The sequence below is a fragment of the Erwinia sp. AnSW2-5 genome, from assembly GCF_045107195.1.
Taxonomy (GTDB): domain Bacteria; phylum Pseudomonadota; class Gammaproteobacteria; order Enterobacterales; family Enterobacteriaceae; genus Erwinia.
Genome location: NZ_JBJGXA010000039.1, coordinates 38,098 through 63,291, shown reverse-complemented (window position 1 = coordinate 63,291; position 25,194 = coordinate 38,098). Strand labels below are relative to the sequence as shown.

At 57.3% G+C, this 25,194-nt stretch carries 23 protein-coding genes; 12 read left to right on the top strand and 11 right to left on the bottom strand.

Translation table 11 applies throughout. The features are described from left to right. From ACFL9S_RS21710 to deoR, 7 genes are all read left to right on the top strand, one after another. Positions 1-702, top strand: coding sequence for a GntR family transcriptional regulator (locus ACFL9S_RS21710; protein WP_405263940.1), 702 nt, complete (start codon positions 1-3; stop codon positions 700-702). Positions 703-729: 27 nt separating this feature from the next. Continuing rightward, positions 730-1,998 carry an urea ABC transporter substrate-binding protein gene (gene urtA / locus ACFL9S_RS21705; RefSeq protein WP_405263939.1) on the top strand — a complete coding sequence of 423 codons (1,269 nt, stop codon included), beginning with the start codon at positions 730-732 and terminating at the stop codon, positions 1,996-1,998. Positions 1,999-2,090: 92 nt separating this feature from the next. Then, entirely contained in the window at positions 2,091-3,650 is a 1,560-nt protein-coding gene (urtB, locus tag ACFL9S_RS21700) for an urea ABC transporter permease subunit UrtB (RefSeq protein WP_405263938.1), read from the top strand. Next, a complete protein-coding gene (urtC, locus tag ACFL9S_RS21695) occupies positions 3,650-4,726 on the top strand; it encodes an urea ABC transporter permease subunit UrtC (RefSeq protein WP_405263937.1) in 1,077 nt (358 codons plus the stop codon). The genes urtB and urtC overlap by 1 nt, the downstream gene beginning before the upstream one ends. Continuing rightward, on the top strand, positions 4,719-5,510 hold the full coding sequence (urtD, locus tag ACFL9S_RS21690; RefSeq protein WP_405263936.1) for an urea ABC transporter ATP-binding protein UrtD: 792 nt from the start codon (positions 4,719-4,721) through the stop codon (positions 5,508-5,510). The genes urtC and urtD overlap by 8 nt, the downstream gene beginning before the upstream one ends. A 2-nt stretch (positions 5,511-5,512) precedes the next feature. Continuing rightward, on the top strand, positions 5,513-6,211 hold the full coding sequence (gene urtE, locus ACFL9S_RS21685) for an urea ABC transporter ATP-binding subunit UrtE (RefSeq protein ID WP_405263935.1): 699 nt from the start codon (positions 5,513-5,515) through the stop codon (positions 6,209-6,211). A 138-nt stretch (positions 6,212-6,349) separates the two neighbouring features. Beyond that, positions 6,350-7,093, top strand: coding sequence for a DNA-binding transcriptional repressor DeoR (gene deoR / locus ACFL9S_RS21680; protein WP_405263934.1), 744 nt, complete (start codon positions 6,350-6,352; stop codon positions 7,091-7,093). A gap of 100 nt (positions 7,094-7,193) precedes the next feature. Here the strand turns inward: deoR and ACFL9S_RS21675 are convergent, their stop codons facing one another. Beyond that, entirely contained in the window at positions 7,194-8,138 is a 945-nt protein-coding gene (locus ACFL9S_RS21675; protein ID WP_405263933.1) for a 2-hydroxyacid dehydrogenase, read from the bottom strand. Positions 8,139-8,333: 195 nt separating this feature from the next. On the opposite strand from ACFL9S_RS21675, the gene ettA reads away from it, so the two are divergent. Then, positions 8,334-10,001, top strand: a complete 1,668-nt coding sequence (ettA, locus tag ACFL9S_RS21670; protein WP_405263931.1) for an energy-dependent translational throttle protein EttA — start codon at positions 8,334-8,336, stop codon at positions 9,999-10,001. 145 nt (positions 10,002-10,146) lie between these two features. Here ettA and ACFL9S_RS21665 read toward each other — a convergent pair whose 3' ends face one another. Then, positions 10,147-11,043: a LysR family transcriptional regulator gene (locus ACFL9S_RS21665; RefSeq protein ID WP_405263973.1), complete on the bottom strand. Its 897-nt coding sequence runs from the start codon at positions 11,041-11,043 to the stop codon at positions 10,147-10,149. A 96-nt stretch (positions 11,044-11,139) separates the two neighbouring features. On the opposite strand from ACFL9S_RS21665, the gene ACFL9S_RS21660 reads away from it, so the two are divergent. Both ACFL9S_RS21660 and ACFL9S_RS21655 read left to right on the top strand, forming a co-directional pair. Next, positions 11,140-12,141 (top strand): zinc-binding alcohol dehydrogenase family protein, encoded by a 1,002-nt coding sequence (locus ACFL9S_RS21660; RefSeq protein WP_405263930.1) that lies wholly within the window; start codon positions 11,140-11,142, stop codon positions 12,139-12,141. Between the two features lie 205 nt (positions 12,142-12,346). Further along, positions 12,347-13,534 carry a hypothetical protein gene (locus ACFL9S_RS21655; protein ID WP_405263929.1) on the top strand — a complete coding sequence of 396 codons (1,188 nt, stop codon included), beginning with the start codon at positions 12,347-12,349 and terminating at the stop codon, positions 13,532-13,534. On the opposite strand, the gene nadR is transcribed toward ACFL9S_RS21655, so the two are convergent. Genes nadR through serB form a run of 3 tightly spaced genes read right to left on the bottom strand, consistent with a single transcriptional unit; the run spans position 13,525 to position 17,140 of the window. Further along, a complete protein-coding gene (gene nadR, locus ACFL9S_RS21650) occupies positions 13,525-14,757 on the bottom strand; it encodes a multifunctional transcriptional regulator/nicotinamide-nucleotide adenylyltransferase/ribosylnicotinamide kinase NadR (protein WP_405263928.1) in 1,233 nt (410 codons plus the stop codon). The genes ACFL9S_RS21655 and nadR overlap by 10 nt on opposite strands. Positions 14,758-14,770: 13 nt before the next feature. Next, positions 14,771-16,153, bottom strand: coding sequence for a DNA repair protein RadA (radA, locus tag ACFL9S_RS21645; RefSeq protein ID WP_405263927.1), 1,383 nt, complete (start codon positions 16,151-16,153; stop codon positions 14,771-14,773). A gap of 9 nt (positions 16,154-16,162) precedes the next feature. Beyond that, positions 16,163-17,140, bottom strand: a complete 978-nt coding sequence (gene serB, locus ACFL9S_RS21640) for a phosphoserine phosphatase (RefSeq protein ID WP_405263926.1) — start codon at positions 17,138-17,140, stop codon at positions 16,163-16,165. A 253-nt stretch (positions 17,141-17,393) separates the two neighbouring features. Between serB and ACFL9S_RS21635 the strand changes: the two genes are divergently transcribed. After that, positions 17,394-18,110, top strand: a complete 717-nt coding sequence (locus ACFL9S_RS21635) for a YtjB family periplasmic protein (protein ID WP_405263925.1) — start codon at positions 17,394-17,396, stop codon at positions 18,108-18,110. Between the two features lie 115 nt (positions 18,111-18,225). Further along, positions 18,226-18,612: a DUF4354 family protein gene (locus ACFL9S_RS21630; RefSeq protein WP_405263924.1), complete on the top strand. Its 387-nt coding sequence runs from the start codon at positions 18,226-18,228 to the stop codon at positions 18,610-18,612. Between the two features lie 91 nt (positions 18,613-18,703). Here ACFL9S_RS21630 and deoD read toward each other — a convergent pair whose 3' ends face one another. The 6 genes from deoD to ACFL9S_RS21600 form a co-directional block, all read right to left on the bottom strand. After that, positions 18,704-19,423, bottom strand: coding sequence for a purine-nucleoside phosphorylase (gene deoD / locus ACFL9S_RS21625; protein ID WP_133842398.1), 720 nt, complete (start codon positions 19,421-19,423; stop codon positions 18,704-18,706). A 39-nt stretch (positions 19,424-19,462) separates the two neighbouring features. After that, positions 19,463-20,686: a phosphopentomutase gene (gene deoB / locus ACFL9S_RS21620; protein WP_405263923.1), complete on the bottom strand. Its 1,224-nt coding sequence runs from the start codon at positions 20,684-20,686 to the stop codon at positions 19,463-19,465. 66 nt (positions 20,687-20,752) lie between these two features. Continuing rightward, a complete protein-coding gene (deoA, locus tag ACFL9S_RS21615; RefSeq protein ID WP_405263922.1) occupies positions 20,753-22,072 on the bottom strand; it encodes a thymidine phosphorylase in 1,320 nt (439 codons plus the stop codon). A 150-nt stretch (positions 22,073-22,222) separates the two neighbouring features. Further along, entirely contained in the window at positions 22,223-23,002 is a 780-nt protein-coding gene (gene deoC / locus ACFL9S_RS21610) for a deoxyribose-phosphate aldolase (RefSeq protein ID WP_405263921.1), read from the bottom strand. A 283-nt stretch (positions 23,003-23,285) separates the two neighbouring features. Further along, complete coding sequence (locus tag ACFL9S_RS21605) at positions 23,286-24,062, bottom strand: TatD family hydrolase (protein ID WP_405263920.1); 777 nt, start codon at positions 24,060-24,062, stop codon at positions 23,286-23,288. Further along, on the bottom strand, positions 24,059-25,108 hold the full coding sequence (locus ACFL9S_RS21600) for a patatin family protein (RefSeq protein WP_405263919.1): 1,050 nt from the start codon (positions 25,106-25,108) through the stop codon (positions 24,059-24,061). The genes ACFL9S_RS21605 and ACFL9S_RS21600 overlap by 4 nt, the downstream gene beginning before the upstream one ends. Positions 25,109-25,194 lie beyond the last annotated feature (86 nt).

Here is a 25,194-nt window from a genome sequence, read left to right as displayed (position 1 = left end):
ATGGAGAGCAAACGCAGTAAAGATCGGCCGGAAGCGCTGGCCGATCGCGTCTATCACCAGCTGAAAAACGACATCTTTGATTTTCGTCTGATGCCGGGTGACCGCTTCAGTGAAAGCGAAGTTGCAGAACGCATGGAAGTCAGCCGCACCCCGGTACGCCAGGCGCTGTTTCGGCTTGAGCGCGAGGGCTACGTCGAAGTGTGGTTCCGGAGTGGCTGGCAGGTGCGTCAGTTCGACTTCGAATATTTTGAAGAGCTGTACGACCTGCGCACCGTGCTGGAGTGCGAGGCGGTAAAACGCCTGTGCCGACTGCCTGCGGATGACTGTGCGACGCTGCTGACGCGTCTGACCTGTTTCTGGATCGATGAACCGCGGCTGGAGGATGGCATTGCCGTTTCGCTGCACGATGAAGCCTTCCATATCGCGCTGGTTGCGGCGGCAGGCAACAGCGAAATTGCCCGTATCCACAGTGAATTAACCGAGAAAATCCGCATTATCCGCCGTCTCGATTTCACCCGCGAAGACCGGATCAGCGCGACCTATAACGAACACGCACGCATCCTGCGCGCGGTATTGCATCAGCACAGTGAGGAGGCCCAGCGCATTCTGACCGACCATATTGCCGTCAGTCGCGCCGAAGTCAGGAAAATCACCATTCATATGCTCCAGCAGGCAAGGTTACACACCGTTTCATCCAACTAATCTTTCAATACATTTAGGGGTTTACTGATGAAGAGACGTTCACTGCTTAAGGCCTTCGCGCTTTCTGCCACCGTAGTCAGCATGGGATTGTCCTGGAGCGCTCAGGCCGCCGATACCATCAAAGTGGGCATCATGTCCTCGCTGTCCGGTACGATGGCGATTTCTGAAACACCGCTGAAAGACGTGGCGCTGATGACCATTGAAGAGATCAATGCCAAAGGCGGCGTGCTGGGTAAAAAGCTGGAACCGGTGGTGGTTGACCCGGCCTCCAACTGGCCGCTGTTTGCGGAAAAAGCCCGCCAGCTGCTGACGCAGGACAAAGCCGCCGTGGTGTTTGGCTGCTGGACTTCGGTTTCACGCAAATCCGTGCTGCCGGTGTTTGAGGAACTGAACGGGCTGCTGTTCTACCCGGTACAGTATGAAGGCGAAGAGATGTCACCGAATGTCTTCTACACCGGCGCAGCACCGAATCAGCAGGCTATTCCGGCGGTGGAATACCTGATGAGCGAAGACGGTGGCAGCGCTAAACGCTTCTTCCTGCTCGGCACCGACTATGTGTATCCGCGTACCACCAATAAAATCCTGCGCGCCTTCCTGCACACGAAAGGCGTGAAAGACAGCGACATCGAAGAGGTCTACACGCCGTTTGGCTACAGCGATTACCAGACCATTGTCACCAATATCAAAAAGTTCTCAGCCGGTGGCAAAACGGCGGTGGTCTCCACCATCAACGGCGACTCCAACGTGCCCTTCTATAAAGAGCTGGCGAACCAGGGCCTGAAAGCCACCGATGTTCCGGTGGTGGCCTTCTCTGTCGGTGAAGAAGAGCTGCGCGGCATCGACACCAAACCTCTGGTCGGTAACCTGGCAGCGTGGAACTACTTCGAATCCGTTGATAACCCAACCAATGCCAAGTTCGTGGCGGCTTACCGTGCTTATGCCAAAGCGCACAAACTGCCGAACGCCGATACCGTTGTCACCAACGACCCGATGGAAGCCACCTATGTCGGCATCCATATGTGGGCGCAGGCGGTAGAGAAAGCCGGCACCACCGATGTGGATAAAGTGCGTGCGGCGATGGCCGGACAGACCTTTGCCGCGCCGGATGGCTTTACCCTGACGATGGACCAGACCAACCACCACCTGCACAAGCCGGTGATGATTGGCGAAATCGAAGATAACGGTCAGTTCAACGTCGTCTGGCAGACCGATAAACCGGTGCGCGCCCAGCCGTGGAGCCCGTATATCGCCGGTAACGACAAGAAACCGGATCACCCGGTGAAAACCAGCAATTAATCCCGCTGTAGGGGTCGGGCATGCCCGATCCCTACGCCGAATAATATTGTAGGGGTCGGGCATGCCCGACCCGTTATTTCTCCGGAGCCATCATGATGCGATTCCTGCTGTTACTGCTGTTCAGCCTGCCGCTTCTGGCCCAGGCCGGGCCGGCCGCCGATTTCGCCGCCGCCAGCCGCAGCGATCAACTGACACTCTTACAGCAGTGGGCCGCCGCACCGAATGCCAACCGCCTGCCGCTGTTGCAGGCCCTGCACAGCGAAAACGTGGTGCTGGATGAGCACAAACAGCCCTTTAGCCGAATCAAAGACCAGCTGGTGCCGCTGGAAGGCAATGCGGCACCGGTGGGTGAAACCAAAAAACTGTTTATGAACAACCGACTGCGCGTGATGATTGCCTCTGCGCTGGCCGCACACCAGCTGGTCAGCCCGATTATCCCCATCCGTCTGCACGCCGCACGCGCACTGCAAAATGAAGCCAATATCGACCAGCTGCCGCTGCTGAAACAGCGCCTGGCCGCCGAAGAAGATTCGGCCGTTCATGGGGTGCTGGCCCAGGCCGTTGCCGGATTGCAGCTGGCGGATCCTAACCCGCTGGTGCGCCTGGAAGCGGTAAAACTGCTGGGCGAAACCAGCGATCCACAAACGCAGGCCAGCCTGGAACACCTGCTGCAACCGCAGAATGAGGCCGATGCCCGCGTGCGTGCGGCAGCAGCCGACAGCCTGAAGCAGATCCGTTATCGCCTGCTGCCCGGCGATATTCTGGGCCAGGCCTTTACCGGTTTGTCGCTGGGTTCGGTGCTGCTGCTGGCGGCCCTCGGGCTGGCGATCACCTACGGTCTGCTGGGCGTGATTAATATGGCCCACGGCGAAATGCTGATGATCGGCGCGTATGCCACCTGGATCGTGCAGAACCTGTTCCAGCGCTTTGCGCCGGAGTGGCTGGCCTTTTATCCGCTGCTGGCGCTGCCGGTCGCCTTCTTTATCACTGCCGCTATTGGCATGGCGCTGGAGCGCACCATCATCCGTCATCTGTACGGCCGCCCGCTGGAAACCCTGCTCGCCACCTGGGGCATCAGCCTGATGCTGATCCAGCTGGTGCGCATCCTGTTTGGCGCGCAAAACCTCGAAGTGGCGAATCCGCCGTGGCTGTCCGGTGGCTTACAGGTGCTGCCTAACCTCGTGCTGCCGTACAACCGCCTGGCGGTGATCCTGTTTGTCATCGGCGTGCTGGTGCTGACCTGGCTGCTGCTGAATAAAACCCGCCTCGGTATGAACGTGCGTGCGGTGACGCAAAACCGGGCAATGGCCGACTGCTGCGGCGTGCCAACCGGGCGCGTCGATATGCTGGCCTTTGGTCTCGGTTCCGGCATTGCCGGGCTGGGCGGCGTAGCGTTGTCGCAACTGGGCAATGTCGGCCCGGAGCTGGGCCAGGGTTACATCATCGACTCCTTCCTGGTGGTGGTAACCGGCGGCGTTGGCCAGCTGGCGGGCACGGTGGTGGCCGCACTTGGCCTCGGCATCCTGAACAAAGTGCTGGAGCCGCAGATCGGCGCGGTGCTCGGTAAGATCCTGATCCTGGTGTTGATCGTGCTGTTTATTCAGAAACGACCGCAGGGACTGTTCGCCTTTAAAGGGAGGGTGATTGACTGATGACACAACCCATGACGCTGACCCTGGCCCGCAAAGCCCCACGCCTGACGGCCGTGCTGGGCGCAGCAGCGCTGCTGCTCTTGCTGCTGCTGCCGTTTCTCGCGCTGCTGCCCGCCGACAACCCGCTGTTTATCTCGACTTACACCCTGACGCTGGTGGGGAAAATCCTCTGCTACGCCATTGTGGCGGTGGCGCTGGACCTGGTGTGGGGTTACGCCGGGCTGTTATCCCTCGGCCACGGACTGTTCTTCGCCCTCGGCGGCTACGCGATGGGCATGTACCTGATGCGCCAGGCTTCCGGCGAGGGGCTGCCTGCGTTTATGTCGTTCCTCTCCTGGACCGAGATGCCGTGGTTCTGGGCGGGTACACAGCATTTCGCCTGGGCGCTGTGCCTGATTGTACTGGTGCCGGGCCTGCTGGCGCTGGTGTTTGGCTGGTTCGCCTTCCGTTCAAAAATCAAAGGCGTCTACTTCTCGATCATGACCCAGGCGCTGACCTATGCCGGGATGCTGCTGTTCTTCCGTAATGAAACCGGCTTTGGCGGTAACAACGGTTTTACCGGCTTCACCACCCTGCTCGGCTTCCCGGTGACGGCAACCGGCACGCGCATCGGGCTTTTTGTGGCCACGGTGCTGCTGCTGGCGGCCAGTCTGGCGGTAGGCCTGCTGCTGGCCCGCAGCAAGTTTGGCCGGGTGCTGACGGCAGTGCGCGATGCAGAAAACCGCCTGATGTTCTGCGGCTACGATCCCCGGGGCTTTAAGCTGTTTGTCTGGACGCTGTCTGCGGTGCTGTGCGGGCTGGCCGGGGCGCTGTATGTGCCGCAGGTGGGCATTATCAACCCCGGAGAAATGTCGCCCACCAACTCGATTGAGGCGGCTATCTGGGTCGCGCTCGGCGGGCGCGGCACGCTGATTGGTCCGCTGCTTGGTGCAGGGATCGTCAACGGCGCAAAAAGCTGGTTCACCGTTGCGTTCCCCGAATACTGGCTGTTTTTCTTAGGCCTGATGTTTATCCTCGTCACGCTGTTCCTGCCGCGTGGCGTGATTGGCCTGCTGCGCAGGAGGAAACATGACTGAGCACCTGTTTACCCAGCCCCACCGCGCCGATCGTCACCGCGAACAGACCGATCCGGTCTTACAGCTGGAGAACATCAACGTCTCGTTTGACGGCTTTAAAGCGCTGACCGATCTCTCCTTACAGATTGGCGTGGGCGAACTGCGCTGCGTGATCGGCCCGAACGGCGCGGGGAAAACCACGCTGATGGATGTGATCACCGGCAAAACCCGTCCCGATAATGGCCGGGTGATCTACGACCAGAGCATCGACCTGACCACCCTTTCCCCGGTGGAGATCGCCCGCATCGGTATTGGCCGGAAATTCCAGAAACCGACGGTGTTTGAAGCGCTGACGGTGTTTGAAAACCTGGAAATTGCGTTAAAAACCGATAAATCGGTCTGGGCCAGCCTGCGCGCCAGACTCAACGGTGAACAACAGGATCGCATCACTGAGGTACTGAAACTGCTGCGCCTCGGCAGTGAACGCCAGCGCCTGGCGGGCCTGCTGTCGCACGGGCAAAAACAGTTTCTCGAAATTGGCATGCTGCTGGTGCAGGACCCGCATCTGCTGCTGCTGGATGAACCGGCTGCCGGGATGACCGATGCGGAAACCGACTATACCGCCGAACTGTTCCGTACCCTGGCTGGCAAGCATTCGCTGATGGTGGTGGAACACGATATGGGCTTTGTCGAAACCATTGCGGACCATGTCACGGTCCTGCATCAGGGCCAGGTGCTGGCAGAAGGATCGCTGCGCGACGTGCAGGCAAACGATCAGGTCATTGAAGTCTATCTGGGGCGATAAATATGTTACAGGTCTCTGAACTCCATCAATATTACGGCGGCAGTCATATTCTGCGCGGGCTGTCATTTGAAACAAAACCCGGCGAGATCACCTGCCTGCTGGGGCGTAACGGCGTGGGGAAAACCACGCTGCTGAAATGCCTGATGGGGCTGATCCCGGCGAAATCCGGCAGCATCAGCTGGCAGGGGCAAGCGATCAACCACCGCAAACCGCACCAGCGGGTGCAGGCCGGGATCGCCTATGTGCCGCAGGGCCGGGAGATCTTCCCGCGTCTGACGGTAGAGGAAAACTTGCTGATGGGGCTGGCGCGCTTTTCGGGCAGCCAGGCCACGCAGGTACCGGAGGAGATCTGGCAGCTCTTTCCGGTGCTGTGGCAGATGAAACAACGGCGCGGCGGCGATCTGTCCGGGGGCCAGCAGCAGCAGCTGGCCATCGGCCGTGCGCTGGCCTGTAAACCGCAGCTGCTGATCCTCGATGAACCGACGGAAGGGATCCAGCCCTCGGTGATCAAAGAGATTGGGGCAGTGATCCGCCAGCTGGCCGCACGCGGGGATATGGCGATCCTGCTGGTTGAACAGTTTTACGATTTCGCTGCCGGGCTGGCCGATCATTATCTGGTGATGTCGCGGGGAGAAATTATCCAGCGTGGGCGCGGTGACGTGATGGAAGCGGAAGGGGTGCGCGGACTGGTGACGATCTGATCCTGCGGCAGGCCAGGCATGCCTGCGCCGGGGTTTGCAGCACTATCCTATTGAAGGTAAACTGCAAATCAGGTAAAAAGCAGCAGGCAATCGTTTTCGTTCACCCTCACTTCTCTCCGCGATAATGGAAAAAAACTCATGGAAACCCGGCGCGATGAGCGTATCAATAAGCTGGCCCAGGCGCTGAAACGCACCGATAAAATCCATCTGAAAGAAGCGGCTCACCTGCTTGGGGTGTCTGAGATGACCATTCGTCGCGATCTGAGCAACGGGCCGGGCGTGGTGGTTCTGCTGGGGGGATATATTGTCAGCGATCCGATGCGTCATCAGAACCACTATTTTGTTTCCGATCAGCAGGAGCAGAATGTGGATCGCAAACGCCTGCTGGGGCAGCGTGCCGCTGCATTGATCCAGCCGGAAGAGACGGTCTATTTCGATTGTGGCACCACGGTGCCGTGGATCATTGATGCCATCGACGAAGATCTGCCGTTTACCGCCGTCTGCTGCGCCATGAACACCTTTCTCGCCCTGAAAGAAAAAACCGCCTGCCGGGTGATCCTGTGCGGCGGCGAATTCCACCCGGATAACGCCATCTTCACCCCCCTCGGCCCGCAGTCAGTGATGGACAGCCTGTGCCCGGATAAAGCCTTTATTTCTGCCGCAGGCATCGATATCCGCCAGGGTGCCAGCTGTTACAACCTGAGTGAATTACCGATGAAGCATCTGGCATTACAGCGTGCGCGTGCGCGGCTGCTGGTGGCAGACAGCAGCAAATTTGGCAAAGTGCTGCCTGCACGCATCGCCGACCTCAGCGCCTTCGACGGCCTGATCAGCGATGCTGCACCCGCGCAGGATATGGGTATTGAGGTGATTGTTCCGTAACCGATGGGCCTGGTGCAAATCATCGGCACGGGGCGACCGGAAAAAATGGTCGCCCCCTACAGTAGGGGCGGACCTTCTTTTTCGGTCCGCCCGCAGACGATCACCAGCGGTTCAAAATCGCTTCACCATCACGCAAACGCCGCAGGTTCTCACACACGCCCGCCACATTGCCCTCCAGTGAAATATCCGTCACGCCGCCAATATGCGGTGTGGCAATCACATTGTGGCGGAACAGCACATCCTGCGGGTCGGGCGGCTCCTGCCAGAACACATCCAGCCCGGCACCGGCCAGTGGCCCATTTTCCAGCGCCGCCAGCAGCGCCGGTTTCTCAATCAGACCGCCGCGCCCAAGGTTAATCAGGAAGCTGCCCGGCTTCATCTTCGCCAGCGCGGGTTCATCGATAATATGATGCGTTTCCGCGTTGTCCGGTAAACTCAGCACCACAAAATCGGCCTCGCGCAGCAGGTGCGGCAAACGCTCCATGCCGCCCACCCAGTCCAGACGATGCTGGCGGGCAAAGTCATCCGAGGCCTGGCGTTTCACGCCAATCATACGCATATCAAACGCGGCCAGCCGCTGTGCCAGCGCTTTACCGATACCGCCCAGCCCCACCAGCCCGACCGTCTTACCCTTCAGCCCCATACCGACGGGCAGGCCCAGTTGACGGGTCGCCAGCATCTGCGGCACGTCACTGACCTTACGCGCCAGGCCGATCATCATCCAGATCCCCAGCTCCGCCACGGAGTCGGCATTGCCGGAGCGGTCTGATGGCACATTGGCCACGGTGATACCGCGCGCACGCGCCGTCTCAATATCCACGCCCTCCAGCCCGGCACCCGCCTGTTGGATCAGCTTCAGGCGGTCGGCCGTCTGTAACAGGCTTTGACTGACCTTCGCCATACCGGGGATCAGCGCATCAAAGCCCGCCAGGCTCTCTGCCGCATGCCCGGCAGAGGCAACAAATTCGACATCGGGGAGTCTCTGACGGAACTGCTGGATCATCCCACCCCAGGCATTTTCTTCCGCCGCTATCAGAACTTTCATCGATATCTCCATCATTTATAAGGCAAAAAATGAGCTTAGACGGCTACGGTTATAAATCAAACAGAAATCAGGCCGATCCGCTGATATCGGGATAATCCTCTGCGTTCTGGCTGTGAATAAGGGGGGAAACCAGCTAAACTCCGCTATCTGAGTGGGCACCCTTATGCCCCTGCTAATTAAGAGGCTCAAACTAACGTGGCTCAATTCGTTTATAGCATGCATCGCGTCGGCAAAGTCGTTCCGCCGAAGCGCCATATTTTGAAAAATATCTCCCTCAGCTTCTTCCCTGGCGCCAAAATCGGCGTACTGGGTCTGAACGGGGCAGGTAAATCTACGCTGCTGCGCATCATGGCGGGCATCGATAAAGATATCGAAGGGGAAGCGCGTCCGCAGCCAGGCCTGAAAATTGGCTATCTGGAGCAGGAACCGAAGCTGAACCTGGAACACACCGTCCGTGAGTCGGTAGAAGAAGCCGTTTCCGAAGTCGTCAACGCGCTGAAAGGCCTTGACGAGGTGTACGCCAAGTACGCAGAGCCGGATGCCGACTTCGACAAACTGGCCGCGCAACAAGGCCGGTTTGAAGAAATTATCCAGGCGCACGATGGCCACAACCTGAACACCCAGCTGGAACGTGCCGCTGATGCGCTGCGTCTGCCGGACTGGGATGCGAAGATTGGCAATCTGTCCGGGGGTGAACGCCGCCGCGTCGCGCTGTGCCGCCTGCTGCTGGAAAAACCAGACATGCTGCTGCTCGACGAACCAACCAACCACCTGGATGCAGAATCCGTGGCCTGGCTGGAACGCTTCCTGCACGACTTCGAAGGGACCGTTGTGGCGATTACGCACGACCGTTACTTCCTTGATAACGTGGCCGGTTGGATCCTGGAGCTGGACCGTGGTGAAGGTATTCCGTGGGAAGGTAACTACTCTTCCTGGCTGGAGCAGAAAGATGCGCGTCTGGCGCAGGAGGCCTCTTCTGAAGCCGCTCGTCGTAAATCGATTGAGAAAGAGCTGGAGTGGGTACGCAAAGGCGCTAAAGGCCAGCAGTCTAAAGGTAAGGCACGTCTGAACCGCTTTGAAGAGCTGAACAACGCCGAATACCAGAAGCGTAACGAGACCAACGAACTGTTTATTCCACCTGGCGCACGCCTGGGCGATAAAGTGGTTGAGGTCAACAACCTGAGCAAGTCTTACGGTGACCGTCTGCTGATTGACGATCTCTCCTTCTCCGTTCCGAAGGGTGCGATTGTCGGCATCATCGGTCCAAACGGCGCGGGTAAATCGACCCTGTTCCGTATGATGTCCGGTCAGGAACAGCCTGATTCCGGCAGCATCGTACTGGGTGAAACCGTCAAGCTGGCGTCTGTGGATCAGTTCCGTGACAGCATGGATGGTTCTAAAACCGTGTGGGAAGAAGTCTCTGGCGGTCAGGACATCATGCGTATCGGCAACACCGAGATGCCAAGCCGTGCTTACGTTGGCCGCTTTAACTTTAAAGGGGTTGATCAGGGCAAACGCGTTGGTGAGCTGTCCGGTGGTGAACGCGGTCGTCTGCATCTGGCGAAACTGTTACAGGTTGGCGGCAACATGCTGCTGCTGGATGAACCAACCAACGACCTGGACATCGAAACCCTGCGCGCACTGGAGAACGCCCTGCTGGAGTTCCCTGGCTGTGCGATGGTGATCTCGCATGACCGCTGGTTCCTGGACCGTATTGCCACCCACATTCTGGACTACCAGGATGAAGGCAAGATCGCGTTCTTTGAAGGTAACTTTACCGAATACGAAGAGTACAAGAAACGTACGCTGGGTGCGGAAGCACTTGAGCCAAAACGTATTAAGTACAAGCGTATGATCAAGTAAGCGACCTGACTTACGGGGCGACCGGAAAAGAAGGTCGCCCCCTACAGAATGCGAACACCTGACGCGTAGGGGCTGACCCTCTGTTTCGGTCAGCCCGTCGGGTGCAAATCTGTGACACGGGACGACCGGAAAAAAGGGTCGCCCCCTACGTATAGAATTCCCTAAACACCGGTGACTGCATCGCGAAATCAATAAACCGTGACAGCGCAGGCGAGTTCAGCTTCCGGCTTGGGTACACCAGCCACAGCTCATTCCCCTCCACTTCCCAGTCCGGTAACACCTGCACCAGATCGCCCTGCGACAACACCTCTTCGGTCAAAAAACGTGGCAATAGCGTAATCCCTGCCCTGCCCAGCGCACACTCACGCGCATACACCAGATTATCGGTCATATGCGTCGGCGGCAGCAGCCAGCGGTAATACTCTTCATCGCGTTTCAGTACCCACTCCGTCCAGGCGCGGTGCGCAATACAACGGTGAGCGGAGAGCTGGCCGGGATGGGTCAGCGGCGGCAACGAGGCCAGATAGTCCGGGGAGGCCACCAGCAGGCGCTGGCAGTAGCCAATGCGGCGACCAATCAGCGATGAATCCTGCGGCCTGCCGGTACGCAGCGCCACATCGAAACCGTCCTGCACCAGATCGCGGATTTCATCGGACACCGACACATCCAGCGTCACATCCGGGTATTGCTGCTGAAACGCCGTATTGAAACGCGCAAGCAGCGTAGCGCCAATACCGGCAGGTGAAGTGATGCGCAGCCGCCCGCTGGGATTATCGCGCAGTCGCTCAATCGCTATGCCAGCACGTTCACTGGCCTGCAGCATTTCCTGGCAGTGCACCAGATAACGCTCGCCCGCAAAGGTCAGGTTAAGCTGACGCGTGGTACGGTTAATCAGCCGCAGCCCCAGCGCCTGCTCCAGCTGGCTGACGCGCTGACTGACGCTGGATTTCGGTAAGCCCGCACGCTTCGCCGCCGCAGTAAAGCTGCCGCACTCGGCCACCAGCGCAAACAGCGCCATATCCTGCAACTGCTTAAACATGATTGTTCACCTCAAACGAACACTGCGTGCGCCATTGTCCATCTTATCATTCGTTTGCTGATTACCTACACTGAGAGACAATTATTCAGGAGAAAAGCGATGACCCTCAAAGCAATTGCCATCAACCCGGAACACCCGCAGCAGTTTATTGAAATCCAGCAACCGCAGCCGACGCCAGGTGAATATGATCTGCTGGTCGAGGTCAAAGCCGCATCGGTCAACCCGGTGGATACCAAAGTCCATAAAGGCGCACAGAAAAATGGCCTGCAACACCCTCGCGTGCTCGGCTGGGATGCCAGCGGTATCGTGCTGGCCACAGGCAGCAAGGTCAGTGGTTTTCAAGCGGGCGATGAAGTCTATTACGCGGGTGACATTACCCGCCCCGGCAGCAACGCCAGCCAGCAGCTGGTTGATGCGCGTATCACCGGGCACAAGCCGCGCTCGCTCGATTGGGCGCAGGCTGCAGCGATTCCACTGACCGCGCTTACCGCATGGGAAGGCTTGTTCGACCGCCTGCAGCTTGACCGCGCCGCAGAAGGTAAAACGCTGCTGATCGTCGGCGGTGCCGGTGGCGTCGGTTCGCTCGCCATTCCCTTTGCCAGGCTGCACAGCAAGGTGAAAGTGATCGCCACCGCCTCGCGCCCGGACTCGGTGCAGTGGTGCAAGGATCGCGGTGCCGACCTGGTGATCGACTACCGTGATATGGCAGGCGAACTGGCGAAGCACGACATCAAGCAGGTGGACTATATCTTCTGCCTGAACGATACCGATGGCCACTGGGAAGCGATGAGCCAGCTGATTGCGCCGCAGGGACATATCTGTACCATCGTGGAAAACGAGAAGCCGTTAAGCATGGATCAGCTGAAGCTGAAAAGCGCCGCGCTGCACTTTGAGTTTATGTACACGCGCAGCATGTTCACCACCCCGGATATCGCCCGTCAGGGGGAGATCCTCGACGCCACTGCAAAACTGCTGGATGAGGGGAAAGTCACCACCTCGCTGAGCCAGACCCTGCAAGGCTTAAGCGTCGACACGCTGACCGCGGCCCATAAGCTGGTGCTGGAAGGGCATATGCGCGGCAAGGTTGTGATGGTCTATTAATCCTCACGGGCGGACCTTATTTGGTTCGCCCATGAAACATCCCGCGCTAATATCTTTTTTTATTTTACCCTCCTGGCATTTCCTTTTCTTTAATCTTGACATGGTTGCTGGTTATTCTATGGTTCAACGGTAATTCAGCCCCGTAAGTTTCATATTTAATACTTCATGCATTTTTTCTGTAATTAAAAAAAGACGAGGGATCGTTATGCGGAAAATAAAGCACCTGTTACTGACATTTTTCCTCAGCAGCGGCGTTCAGGGCGCCAACGCCCCACCCCATCTGCACTGGCAGAGTGCGGATGGCCAACAAGGTATTGATATTGGCGGGGCGCTGCGTGCCAATTATCGCTATGAAGACTGGAACACCAGCCGCAACCGCCGCCAGCCCCATTTGCGCTTTGATACTTTTCGCATCGATACCAGCGGCCATGCAGATAATTTCTTTTTCGATTCTGGGTTCTGGTTTCAGGACCAGCGCAAATATGCTATTGACCGCGCTTATATTGGCTACCATTTTAATCCCGACCAGCAGATTCAGATCGGCGCGCCGGAGAAACCTTTTGGTCTGGCCCCCTATCCGCAGTTTGGCTGGTCATACGATATTCCTTTTTATCTCGGCTTTGCGGTGAACAGCGGGCTCGGTGCTAAATATCGCTACCGGGCGAATAACTGGACGTTTGAGGCGGCTTACTTTCCTAAAATGCTTCCTGAGGGGGTACGCTATGCGCCGGACGTGGGCTATTACGGCGAGCTGAAAGGCACGACGTATGGCCCGCACCACCTGCAGCTGAATGAGAAGCGCGACCAGCTGAACCTGCGGCTGGCGCGCGAGTTTGACAGCGGCAGCTGGCACAGCGAAGTGGGCGGCTCGCTGGCGGCCTCGCGCCTGTATAACCACCGCAGCGGCGATAACGGCTCATTCTGGTCGAGCGGGCTGCACGCCAGGCTGAACAACGGTCCGTGGCAGCTCAGCACCCAGGCGATACGCTATGCTTACGCGGCGAAGAACCCCGCTGGCGCTGATAAAGATACCATCCTGATGGGAACCAACGGGCTGTCGCCTGCCTATCTTATTCCGGCTAAAGCCACCACTGCGGCGCTGAATATCGCGCGCGATGTTGACGTCGACCTTGGCCCAATCAGCAAACTGCGCTTTTATGATGATTACAGCGTGCTGTGGAAAGACAAAGGCAGCTGGGATGACTCGCAGATGAACACGCTGGGGATGCAGCTGTTTGCGCTGCCGGTGATGTTCTGGCTGGATTTAACCTGGGCAAAAAACGCCAACCCCTGGGGCGGGGCGCTTAACGCCACCGGCTGGAACAGCACCCAGTCCCCCGGCAGCGGTAAGTGGTATTTCCGCAGCAACGTCAATATTGGCTACTATTTCTGATCGCCCAGCATCTCTTTCACCAGCTCGACGCAGCGCAGGAAGCGCTCGTCGTAGTTGTCCTGCTCAACGTGAACATAGTTGATGTTATTCTCGCCGAGCATGGCGATCAGCAGTGACTGGAACTCTTTGCGATCTACCGAGCTGCCCAGACTGCGCAGCCCATCGGCGACCCACGGCACATTGTTTTCCACCAGGATCACCAGGTCGAAGCGATACTCGTCGATCAGCGCCTGAACAAACGGGTGCTCACGCCCTTCATACTTTTTACAGAACGCCTGCGTTGTGACGAAATCGGTGTCGATAAACGCCACTTTATTGGCATATTTCACCGCAAAATCGATGTACTGCGCCTGACCGAGGGCAATCTTATCGTAGTCCGAATACTGCAACGCCATCTCATCACCGCCCAGATGCGAGAAAACGTAATCGCGACCAAACTCCCAGGCACTGGTGGTATTGAAGATATTCGCCAGCTTATTGACCAGCGTGGATTTCCCACTCGACTCACCGCCGAGGATCGCCACGGTGCGCACGAAGAAGGGCTTCACTTCGGTGGGAATATATTCCCAGTAGCGGAACGGATCCTGGCGGATCTGCCCACCGCTAATGTTCATAAAGGAGCGTTTCGGATCGATAACAATGGTTTCAACGCCCAGATGGGTGCTGAACTGCTCGGCATCCCCCTCTTCGCTGGTGTAGATACAGTTCGGCACAATGCCGTGATCGTCCATAAACGACTGTACGCCGTGGCTCCAGACGTCCCAGCCGTGCGGATAAGGCTCCATTCCCTCTTCGTTAAAAGAGTGAATGCGGATGTTTTTCTGGTATTTAAAGGTCTGAAGCAGCCAGCGCAGACGGTCGCTGACCGTTGGCTGCTGTGACATGGCGCTGGCTTCAAACAGCTGGCGATCGCGCGGCTCATCGTAACCCATGATGATATGCAACTCATCCACCTGGCTACAGGCGCGCTGGATCAGATAAATATGGCCGGTATGCAACGGGTAGAATTTACCAAACACCACGCCAATGGTTTTCTCACGACGCGGAAACTCCAGCCCGAGAAAGCGGTGCAGCGCCTCCAGCTTCTGTGCGCTGGGGCTTTTGATTTTCGCATTCAACAGCTGACTGAGGTAACCCTTGGTCATACCGCTGGCATCAGACACCTGCTGTAAGGTGCAACCCTGCTGGCGAATGGCGGTTTTAAGGTAGTCAAATGATGACATGGGCTAACTCCATTTATAGTTCGTCAAGTATAGACAACGCGTCAGCCAGCTTTTTCACACCGTACACTTTCATATTTTCCGGTGGTTTCTTTGGCACATTGGCCATCGGCACAATGGCGCGGCGGAAACCGTGTTTCGCCGCCTCCGAAATGCGCTCCTGACCGCTTGGCACCGGGCGGATTTCGCCTGCCAGCCCGACTTCACCAAACACCACCAGATCGTGCGGCAACGGGCGGTCACGCAGGCTGGAAACCATCGACAGCATCAGCGCCAGGTCGGCACTGGTTTCGGTGACTTTCACCCCGCCCACCACGTTGACGAACACATCCTGATCGGCCATTTGCAGGCCGCCGTGGCGATGCAGTACCGCCAACAGGATCGCCAGACGGTTCTGCTCCAGCCCCACCGCGACGCGCCGTGGATTGCCCATCATTGAGTGATCCACCAGCGCCTGAATCTCCACCAACAGTGGACGCGTTCCTTCCCACAGCACCATCACCGAACTGCCGGAGGTGACCTCGTCGCCACGGCTTAAGAAAATGGCCGACGGGTTGCTGACTTCGCGCAGCCCCTGCTCGGTCATGGCAAACACGCCCAGCTCATTCACCGCACCAAAGCGGTTTTTATGGCTGCGCAGCGTACGAAAACGGGAATCCGCATCGCCGTCCAGCAGCACCGAACAGTCAATACAGTGTTCCAGCACCTTCGGGCCTGCCAGCGAGCCGTCTTTCGTGACGTGGCCCACCATCACGATGGCGACACCTTTCGTTTTGGCGAAACGGGTCAGATAGGCAGCGGTCTCACGCACCTGTGCGACGCTGCCGGGAGATGACTGGATATCAGCCATATGCATCACCTGAATCGAGTCGATCACCATCAGTTTCGGCTGTTCCTGCTCGGCAATCAGGCAGATCTGCTCGATGCTGGTTTCCGACAACATATTCAGATTTTCGGTGGGTAATCCCAGACGATGGGCGCGCATAGCCACCTGTTGCAGCGACTCTTCCCCGGTGACATACAGGGTTTTCATCCCTTCTGACAGCTTGCACAGGGTTTGCAGCAACAGGGTACTTTTCCCCGCGCCGGGGCTGCCCCCGATCAGGATCGCACTGCCCGGCACCACGCCGCCGCCGAGCACCCGGTCAAACTCTTTAAACCCGGTGGAAAAGCGTGGCAGTTCGTCGAGGCTGATCTCCGACAGCTTCTGCACGCGGCTTGGCCCGGCGCTACCGGCGTAACCCGTCAGGCGCTCATTGCGCGCAACAACAGGCGACGCCGCCAGGCGCACCTCGGTAATCGTATTCCAGGCATGGCAGGCGCTACATTGGCCCTGCCAGCGAGGATAATCTGCGCCGCACTCGTTACAGACAAAGGCGCGCTTTACCGCTTTGGCCAAATCTACCCCTTAACGCTCTTCGTGGATCAGGCTGCCGCTGAGAATGCAGAACACGCCCATCAGGTCAGCATGACGAATAATCACTTCGGTCTGCTCGTTCACTTTCGGTTTGGCATGATAAGCGATGCCCAGCGCCGAGGCTTTGATCATCGGCAGATCGTTGGCACCATCGCCGACTGCGACCGTCTGCTCCGGGGCAATCTCAAACCGGGTAGCCAGCTTGCGCAGTGTATCTGCTTTATATTGTGCATCGACGATATCGCCCAGCACTTCGCCGGTCAGTTTGCCGTCGCGGATTTCCAGCACGTTGGCAGCAATCGCTGACAGGTGCAGCGTATCGCGCAGGTATTCAGCAAAATAGGTGAAACCACCGGAGGCAATCGCCACGTGCCAGCCCAACGCCTGCAGCTTAGCGACCAGCGAGGTCAGGCCCGGCATCAGCGGCAACTGGTCACGCACGGTTTTCAGAATGTTGGCATCGGCATCTTTCAGCGTGGCTACGCGCTGGCGCAGGCTGGCAGCGAAGTCCAGTTCGCCGCGCATGGCACGCTCGGTGACTTCCGCCACCAGCTCACCGCTGCCCGCCAGTTTGGCGATCTCGTCGATGCATTCGATTTCAATCGCCGTGGAGTCCATATCCATCACCAGCAGGCCTGGCGTTTTCAGATGGGGAATGCGCCCTAGCGGAGCCACATCCATGCCCGCATCGTGGGCCAGCTTCATCGCGCGCGGCGTCAGAGAACCGGCCAGGCGAACCACCTGATAATCCTCCACCACCCAGGCGCTGACGATCACCATCGCTGCGCCTAACTGGCGCTGATATTCCGTCAGTTGGGCCTTGTCGAGCTTACGCCCATACAGCAACCAGCCGGTACGGCCAGCACGGTAATCCAACGGCATCACTTCATCACCGCTCAAAGATAGAGGTAACCCCGGCCAGAGAGAGACTTCGGCAGGCAGGTCGCACCAGGTGAGGCTATTTGGCATCACAGCTCCTGTAAGGACTTATTGATCACTAGTTGCTCAACATAGTTCGTGTTGCAGGAAGGCGGCAAGCCCGCGAGTCCCCGGGAGCAGAGATAACTCTGTGACCGGGGCGAACGGGTGCAGCCAACGCACCTGCGGCGCGAAATAGGCAGAGCATTAAAACCACGCAAGAGGCTACCCTGTAAGCCCGCCTTCTGGCAACATAAAGCTAATGACCGGAAAGCGGTTCTTTCACCAGAATTGAAGGGTTGAGATGGCAAAAGCCAAACTGAAGTTTCGTCTTCACCGCACGGTGATCGTTCTGATTTGCCTGACACTGCTGGTGGTGCTGATGCAGGGCGCCTCGTGGTTCAGTCTTGGGCACCAGATGGCGCGCTCTGAACAGGTTGAAGAGCTGGCCCACACGCTGACGCGTCAGGTCGCCTGGACGCTGACGCCGCTGATGGACAATCCTGATGATAATCATCAAAAAATTATCGATTCGCTTGACCAGATGACCCATGAAAGCCGCATTCTTGACGCTTCGCTGTATGACAGCGAGGGAAGTTTGATTGCGCACAGCGGTGAAAGCATTAACGTACGGGACCGCCTGGCACTGGATGGTCAGCGGGCCGGTAGCTACTTTAACCATCAGATTGTCCAGCCGCTGACGAGCAAAGACAGCCCGCGCGGGTTCCTGCGCGTCACGCTGGATACCCATGTGCTGGTCACCGAAGCCAAGCAGGTGGATAACACCACCAATATTCTGCGCTTAATGATGATCCTGGCGCTGGCCATCGGCATTATTCTCTCCCGTACCTTACTGCGCGATCGCCGTACCCGCTGGCAACAGTCGCCATTCCTGCTCACCGCGAATAACCCGGTGAAAGAGGATGATGACGAGAGTGAGGCAGACGCTGAAACGGACGGTAGCCCTTCTGCTGCCGACACAGGAAATAACGCAACGGCGCCCTTACCCAACAGCAAATAAAGCGATTACGCTGAAATAGCTTTTCGTGTTCTGTACTCCTTTTCGCCTCAGTTGCATCGTAAGCACTCCCGAGCGCTTATGCGCTCTTGATGCCTGAAAACTAAGGAGTACAACGATGAAACGGAACTTTATTATCGTCGCGATCGCCACTGTGGGCCTGTGTTTTTCTGCTGCTACTTTTGCCGCAGATCAATCCGGGATCGCCGTTTATTCCACTCAAGGAGAGTTGAAATCCCGATCGTCAGATGGCCTGAATAATTACGGAAAAACATTTGAAGTGACGCTGAAAAATACCACAGCGAAAAATATCGACTTGCAGATGTTTTGCCTGAAAGGGTATTCGCATGATGGCCGGGAATTCCCGGTTGACCGTATTGACGATCGTCTGGCGCACGGGAAATTAAAACCTCAGGGCAAAGTCACAGGGCCGGTGATTTTCTCTGCCGCTGACGACAGTGTGTTTGATATCAACCAGGTAAAGATTACGGACAAATGTCATTAATGAAAGTCCGCTGCGTGGGGCATTTCGCGTGATGGTTTGACAGAAACGCGGATAAACGGGGGCGGGCTGAACGCCCGCCCCCGGAAGGACATTACTCTTTGTCGCCCAGCAACACAGACTCCAGCGCGATTTCAATCATCTCGCTAAACGTGGTCTGACGCTCTGCTGCGGTGGTCTGCTCATGGGTACGGATATGGTCAGACACGGTGCAGATGGTCAGCGCTTTGGCGCCAAACTCTGCTGCTACGCCATAAATACCGGCGGCTTCCATTTCCACACCCAGAATGCCGTACTTTTCCATCACGTCGAACATCTGTGGGTCCGGCGTATAGAACAGGTCGGCAGAGAAGATGTTGCCCACGCGCGCTTTCACACCCAGCGCTTTCGCTGCATCAACCGCGTTACGCACCATGTCAAAATCAGCAATAGCTGAGAAATCGTGATCTTTAAAACGCATGCGGTTCACTTTGGAATCGGTACAGGCACCCATACCAATCACCACGTCACGCAGTTTCACATCGGCACGCACGGCACCGCAGGATCCCACACGGATGATTTTCTTCACGCCGAATTCGGTGATCAGCTCTTTCGCATAGATAGAGCAAGACGGGATGCCCATACCGTGACCCATCACGGAGATCTTACGGCCTTTGTAAGTCCCGGTGTAGCCCAGCATACCGCGCACGTTGTTCACTTCCACAGCATCCTGCAGGAAGGTCTCAGCAATGTGTTTTGCACGCAGCGGATCGCCCGGCATCAGCACGACGTCAGCGAAATCACCCATCTCAGCGTTAATATGTGGCGTTGCCATGTTTCATCCTTATCTCAAAAAAGAGTGTTACTTCAACCTTCAGAATAACGACTTACCGTATTCCATCGGTGAAAGACCAAAATAGTGAGCGACCGTCTGACCGATATCGGCGAAGGTATCGCGATAACCGTAATCACCCGGTTTCACGCCCGGCCCGTAAATCAGCACAGGAATATGCTCGCGGGTATGTTCGGTACCCGGCCAGCTTGGATCGCAGCCGTGGTCAGCCGTGAGGATCAGGATATCACCCTCTTTCACCTGCGCCATCAGCTCCGGCAAGCGGCGGTCGAACAGCTCCAGCCCACCGGCATAGCCAGGGATGTCGCGGCGGTGCCCCCAGCTGGAGTCGAAATCAACAAAGTTAGTGAACACAATACTGTTGTCCGGCGCGGTTTTCATCTCCGCGACAGAGGCATCAAACAGGGCATCCAGGCCGGTCGCCTTCACCTTTTTGGTGATGCCAACATGCGCGTAGATATCCGCAATTTTACCCACGGAAATCACTTCACCGCCCTGTTCGTCCACCAGCTTTTTCAGCACCGTTGGCGCAGGCGGCTCTACCGCCAGGTCGTGACGGTTCCCGGTGCGCTCGAAGTTGCCAGCTTTGTCGCCAATAAACGGACGCGCAATCACGCGGCCAATATTGTAGCCACCTTCGGTGAGCGCTTCACGGGCAATCTCACAAAGTTCGTAAAGGCGATCAAGGCCGAAGGTCTCTTCGTGGCAGGCAATCTGGAACACAGAGTCAGCAGAGGTATAGAAAATCGGCTTGCCGGTTTTCATATGCTCTTCGCCCAACTGGTCGAGGATCACCGTGCCGGAAGAGTGACAGTTGCCGAGGTAGCCTGGCAGATTGGCTTTTTCCACCAGCAGATCAAGCAGCTCCTGCGGGAAACTATTTTCCAGATCGCTGAAGTAACCCCAGTCAAACAGCACCGGCACACCGGCGATTTCCCAGTGACCTGACGGCGTGTCTTTCCCGGAAGAGAGTTCGCTGGCGTAAGCGTAAGCGCCAATAATTTCGGCGTCTTTATCCAGCCCCGGCGGGAATTTACCGCTGGAAGCTTCCGCCGCCTTACCTAAACCCAGTGCCGTGAGGTTGGGCAGATGGAGTGGGCCTTTACGCCCTTTGTCTGCTTCACCCTTGAAGCACGCCTCGGCAATATGTCCGAGTGTATTCGAGCCTTTATCGCCAAACGTGTCGGCGTCTTTGCTGTACCCGATCCCAAAGGAATCAAGCACCATGATAAATGCACGTTTCATCCTGATCTCCTGCGCGATAGTCGCGATGAGCGTTAAAAAAATGCGATCAGAACAGAATACTCCTTCTCAGGATATTCTGCGATAAATAACTGGCGTTGGAGCCGGTGCGGCATCCCCGACGGCAACGGCGCGTTTTACCGCGCTGGCCGCTTCCTGCCAGCTGGCTTCATCAGACGCATGGATCACTGCCAGCGGACGCTGACCGTCCACCGCATCACCCAGTTGCGCCACATCGCTGAAACCGACACTGTAGTCAATGCTGTCGCTGGCACGACGCCGGCCACCGCCCATGGAGACGACCGCCATACCAAGTGCACGCGTGTCCATTGCGCTGACGATGCCAGGCCGGTCGGCATACACCGCTTTGCTCAGCATCGGCGCGGGCAGGTAGCTGTCCATCCGTTCAATAAAGTCTGTCGGCCCTTTCTGTGCGGCCACCATGCGGGCAAATATCTCCGCCGCACGGCCATTGTCCAGCACGGCCTGAAGCTTGCTGCGCGCGTCATCCGCTGAGGTTGCCAGGCCGCCGGAGAGCAGCATCTCGCTGCACAGCGCCATCGTCACTTCCAGCAGGCGCGGATTACGGTACACGCCGGTCAGGAACTGCACCGCTTCGCGCACTTCCAGCGCATTGCCCGCGCTGGACGCCAGCACCTGATTCATGTCCGTCAGCAGCGCGGTGGTCTTGCATCCTGCGCCATTCGCCACGCCAACAATCGCCTGCGCCAGTGCTTCGGATTTTTCAAAGGTCGGCATAAACGCACCGGAACCCACTTTCACATCCATCACCAGCGCATCCAGGCCTTCTGCCAGCTTTTTGGCGAGGATCGATGCTGTAATCAGCGGGATCGAATCCACCGTCGCGGTAATATCGCGTGTGGCATAGAAACGTTTGTCTGCCGGTGCCAGCGAGTTGGTCTGGCCGATGATCGCCACACCGACATCTTTAATGATCTGACGGAAACGATCGTCCTGCGGGAATATATCAAACCCAGGGATCGCCTCAAGCTTATCCAGCGTACCGCCCGTATGGCCGAGGCCACGACCCGAGATCATCGGCACATAGCCGCCGCAGGCCGCGACCATCGGTCCGAGCATCAGGGAGGTCACGTCGCCAACGCCCCCGGTGGAGTGCTTATCCACTACCGGGCCATTGAGATTCAGCGCTTTCCAGTTCAGCACCGAACCGGAGTCACGCATGGCCATCGTCAGCGCCACGCGTTCAGGCAACGACATATCATGGAAATAGATCGTCATTGCCAGCGCAGCAATTTGCCCTTCAGAGACCGTGTTATCACGCACACCATTGATAAAAAAGCGGATCTCTTCTTCGCTTAATGCCTGCCCATCACGTTTTTTTCGAATAATTTCTTGTGGCAGAAACACGGTCACCCCCAAAATAAAAGTTCACATTCCAAACAGGCGTTATTGGTGCAGCCAGTTTGGATTCGGCCAGCGCAGAGCAACCGCAGCGTACTTGAGTACGTGAGGAATGCGAGCACTGCCCGGATTCAAAATGGCAAACAAAATAGCCTGTTAGTATTTGCTGTCACTGGTTGCGCCAGAAAAACCTGCGGCATTCAGCAGACTGGCCAGCAGGCTGGATGCGCCAAAACGGAAATGGCGGGCATCGGCCCAGTCGCTGCCAAGAATGTCATCCGCCAGTTTCAGATACAGTGCCGCGTCATCGGCGGTGCGCACGCCACCGGCAGGTTTGAAGCCAACCTGCTGCTTCACGTCTTTTTCGGCGATAACACGCATCATGATTTCCGCAACGTCCGGGGTGGCGTTAACCGGCACTTTCCCCGTCGAGGTTTTAATAAAGTCAGCGCCCGCATCAATCGCAATTTCGGAGGCTTTACGGATCAGCGCTTCTTCTTTCAGCTCACCCGTTTCAATAATCACTTTTAACAACACGTTGGCGTCTGAACACGCCTTTTTACAGGCTTTTACCAGCTCAAAGCCGACCGTTTCATTACCCGCAATCAGTGCGCGGTACGGGAAGACCACGTCCACTTCATCCGCACCGTAGGCAATCGCCGCACGGGTTTCCGCCAGCGCAATATCAATATCATCGTTGCCGTGCGGGAAGTTGGTTACCGTGGCGATGCGAATATCCGGGGTCCCCTGCTCACGCAGCGTCTTGCGGGCAATCGGAATAAAACGCGGATAGATGCAGATGGCTGCCGTGTTACCGCCAGGGGATTTTGCCTGATGACATAACACGATCACTTTCGCGTCAGTATCGTCCTCATTCAGCGTGGTTAAATCCATCAGTTGCAGCGCACGCAGCGCCTGAGTTTTTACATCGGACATCATTCTCTCCAGACAGGTTTTGTGAGGGCGGGGTCGACATATTCACAACCCGCGACGCCCTGTAATGTTAAAATTATAACAGTCAGCATTAGACTATTTTGCGGGTGATTTCACAATAAAAGGATTCTTGTTTCATCATTATCGCAAGAAATTTGACATTGATCACACCGAACAAGGCGATGAAGGCCAGTAACGCCGATCACCGCGCCATAAAGAAATGTTATAATTATAACATTCCGTTTTTCGTCATGATTGGAAGATAGAAGATAAAAGTATAGTCAGCTCACACGCCAAACAGCGTGCGGGTGTTTTCTCGCAGAGTATCAGCAATATGTTGCGGGGATTCGGGTCTGAGTGCGCACAGCGTTTCCCAGACTTCCCTGACCCGCTCCGGGCGGTTGGGTTGCCCCTGAAATCCCTGTAATGGCATGTCAGGTGAGTCAGTTTCCAGCAGCAGCGAGGTCAGCGGCAGCCGGGAAAGCGTCTGGCGGGTTTTACTGGCGCGCTCATAGGTGATGGTGCCGCCCACGCCAATCGCATAACCCGCGCGGATAAACGCCAGCGCCTGCTGTTCGCTGCCCGCAAAACCATGAACCACACCGCAGCGCGGCAGCCTGGCACGGCGCAGGTGCATTGCCAGCTTGTCATGGGTGCGGCGTGAATGCAGGATCACCGGCAGGTCGTAATCACGCGCCAGGCGCAGCTGCGCCTCCAGCAGCGCCTGCTGTCGGTCGAACTGCGGATTGTCGATGTAGAGATCGAGACCCATTTCCCCAATCGCCACCAGCTTCGGGTGCCGCCGTTGCAGATGCTGCTCAAGCGCGTGCAGATCCTCAGGCTGATGTTCGGCAATGGCCATCGGATGCACGCCGAGCGCGGCGTAAACCGCATCATGTTGTTCAGCCAGCGCGATCACGCCGTCAAAGCGCGCAGCAGAAACGCCAACAGCAATAATGCGCTCCACGCCTGCGGCAGCGGCTTGTTGCAGGCTGGCCAGTTCATCACCGACAAACGGCGGAAAATCAAAATGGCAGTGGGTGTCTACAAAGCGCAGCGTCATGCCAGCGATCCTTTATCAAAATCTTCATCATTGCCCGGCAACGGTGCGGGCGTAATCCCCTGGCGATGCGGTGCATTGGCAACGCGCACCGTCGGCACTACCGGACGCCGGGTCAGACGGTTGCCATCGTTGAGCCACTGACCGAGCGTGGCAAGAAAATAACGCCCGCAACGACGGCCAAGGTGGTAATCCTGATTCAGCGACGTAATCCGGCTGCCGAGCGCGTTGCTGGCCAGCGGGCGCGGTGGGTAGATTTCAATAATGCGCAGCCGATCCGGCGGGTTGTCGATAAAGCGCTGGATCTCGCGATAGCTCTCTTCATGCACCTGCAAAATGTTGATCAGCGGTTGCAGCGCCCCCTCACTCAGCCAGCGTTCTACGCGTTTCAGCCACTGAGGAGTATAGGTCATCTGCGAAGGCACCGTGCGGATCACCACAATGGTTTCCGCGCCGCGCCGTGCGGCTTCGCGCACCGGAATGGCATCGCGGATGCCGCCATCAAGATAGCTGACGCCGGAGAGATCAACACCCGGCCGGTAAAAACCCGGAATGGCGCTGGAGGCTTTAATAATGTCATGCCAGGTATCAGCGGTTGGTGAAAAGTAATCCGGCGTGTAGTCGTCGCTGCGGCAGGCGCACATATAGAATTCCCGCCCGCTGGAGAATAGCTTCTCCCCGGCATCCACGGCCAGTGGAAATTCCTGACGGGTAATATCGATCAACCAGTCGAGATCGATCAAGTGCCCCCCACGGACAAAACGCAGCGGATCGAAGAACTGTTTACGGGTGGTGTAACGGGTGATGACGCGGCGAGCGTAGCCCGGCTGGGCGCAGACGAAGGCCGACAGATTTTGCGCACCGGCAGAGGTGCCGAGCATCAGATCAAAGGGATTAAAGCGAGCCTGCTGGAAGGCATCCAGCACACCGGCGGTAAAGATACCGCGCTGCCCACCGCCTTCACATACCAGGGCAAGTTTACCCGGCCGGAAGGGTGTTAACGCCAGTGGCTCAATATTGCCAAGGGTTATCGGAATGCGAGTGCCCAAGCCAGGTATCCTCTCATGTTAAAGAAAGCGAGGATACCTGTTCTCGGTCAGGTGCGTGAGGCGCTTATTGCTTAATCAGCGACTCA

Bases quoted from the DNA above. Each gene is read 5' to 3' on its own strand.
- ACFL9S_RS21660 (WP_405263930.1), top strand. From the start codon at position 11,140: ATGACCCTCAAAGCAATTGCCATCAACCCGGAACACCCGCAGCAGTTT.
- ACFL9S_RS21605 (WP_405263920.1), bottom strand. From the start codon at position 24,062: ATGACGCTGCGCTTTGTAGACACCCACTGCCATTTTGATTTTCCGCCG.
- deoB (WP_405263923.1), bottom strand. From the start codon at position 20,686: ATGAAACGTGCATTTATCATGGTGCTTGATTCCTTTGGGATCGGGTAC.
- ACFL9S_RS21675 (WP_405263933.1), bottom strand. From the start codon at position 8,138: ATGAAAGTTCTGATAGCGGCGGAAGAAAATGCCTGGGGTGGGATGATC.
- deoC (WP_405263921.1), bottom strand. From the start codon at position 23,002: ATGTCCGATGTAAAAACTCAGGCGCTGCGTGCGCTGCAACTGATGGAT.
- urtC (WP_405263937.1), top strand. From the start codon at position 3,650: ATGACACAACCCATGACGCTGACCCTGGCCCGCAAAGCCCCACGCCTG.
- urtB (WP_405263938.1), top strand. From the start codon at position 2,091: ATGATGCGATTCCTGCTGTTACTGCTGTTCAGCCTGCCGCTTCTGGCC.
- nadR (WP_405263928.1), bottom strand. From the start codon at position 14,757: ATGTCATCATTTGACTACCTTAAAACCGCCATTCGCCAGCAGGGTTGC.
- deoR (WP_405263934.1), top strand. From the start codon at position 6,350: ATGGAAACCCGGCGCGATGAGCGTATCAATAAGCTGGCCCAGGCGCTG.
- ACFL9S_RS21635 (WP_405263925.1), top strand. From the start codon at position 17,394: ATGGCAAAAGCCAAACTGAAGTTTCGTCTTCACCGCACGGTGATCGTT.
- urtE (WP_405263935.1), top strand. From the start codon at position 5,513: ATGTTACAGGTCTCTGAACTCCATCAATATTACGGCGGCAGTCATATT.
- urtD (WP_405263936.1), top strand. From the start codon at position 4,719: ATGACTGAGCACCTGTTTACCCAGCCCCACCGCGCCGATCGTCACCGC.
- urtA (WP_405263939.1), top strand. From the start codon at position 730: ATGAAGAGACGTTCACTGCTTAAGGCCTTCGCGCTTTCTGCCACCGTA.
- ACFL9S_RS21710 (WP_405263940.1), top strand. From the start codon at position 1: ATGGAGAGCAAACGCAGTAAAGATCGGCCGGAAGCGCTGGCCGATCGC.
- ACFL9S_RS21655 (WP_405263929.1), top strand. From the start codon at position 12,347: ATGCGGAAAATAAAGCACCTGTTACTGACATTTTTCCTCAGCAGCGGC.
- deoD (WP_133842398.1), bottom strand. From the start codon at position 19,423: ATGGCAACGCCACATATTAACGCTGAGATGGGTGATTTCGCTGACGTC.
- serB (WP_405263926.1), bottom strand. From the start codon at position 17,140: ATGCCAAATAGCCTCACCTGGTGCGACCTGCCTGCCGAAGTCTCTCTC.
- ACFL9S_RS21630 (WP_405263924.1), top strand. From the start codon at position 18,226: ATGAAACGGAACTTTATTATCGTCGCGATCGCCACTGTGGGCCTGTGT.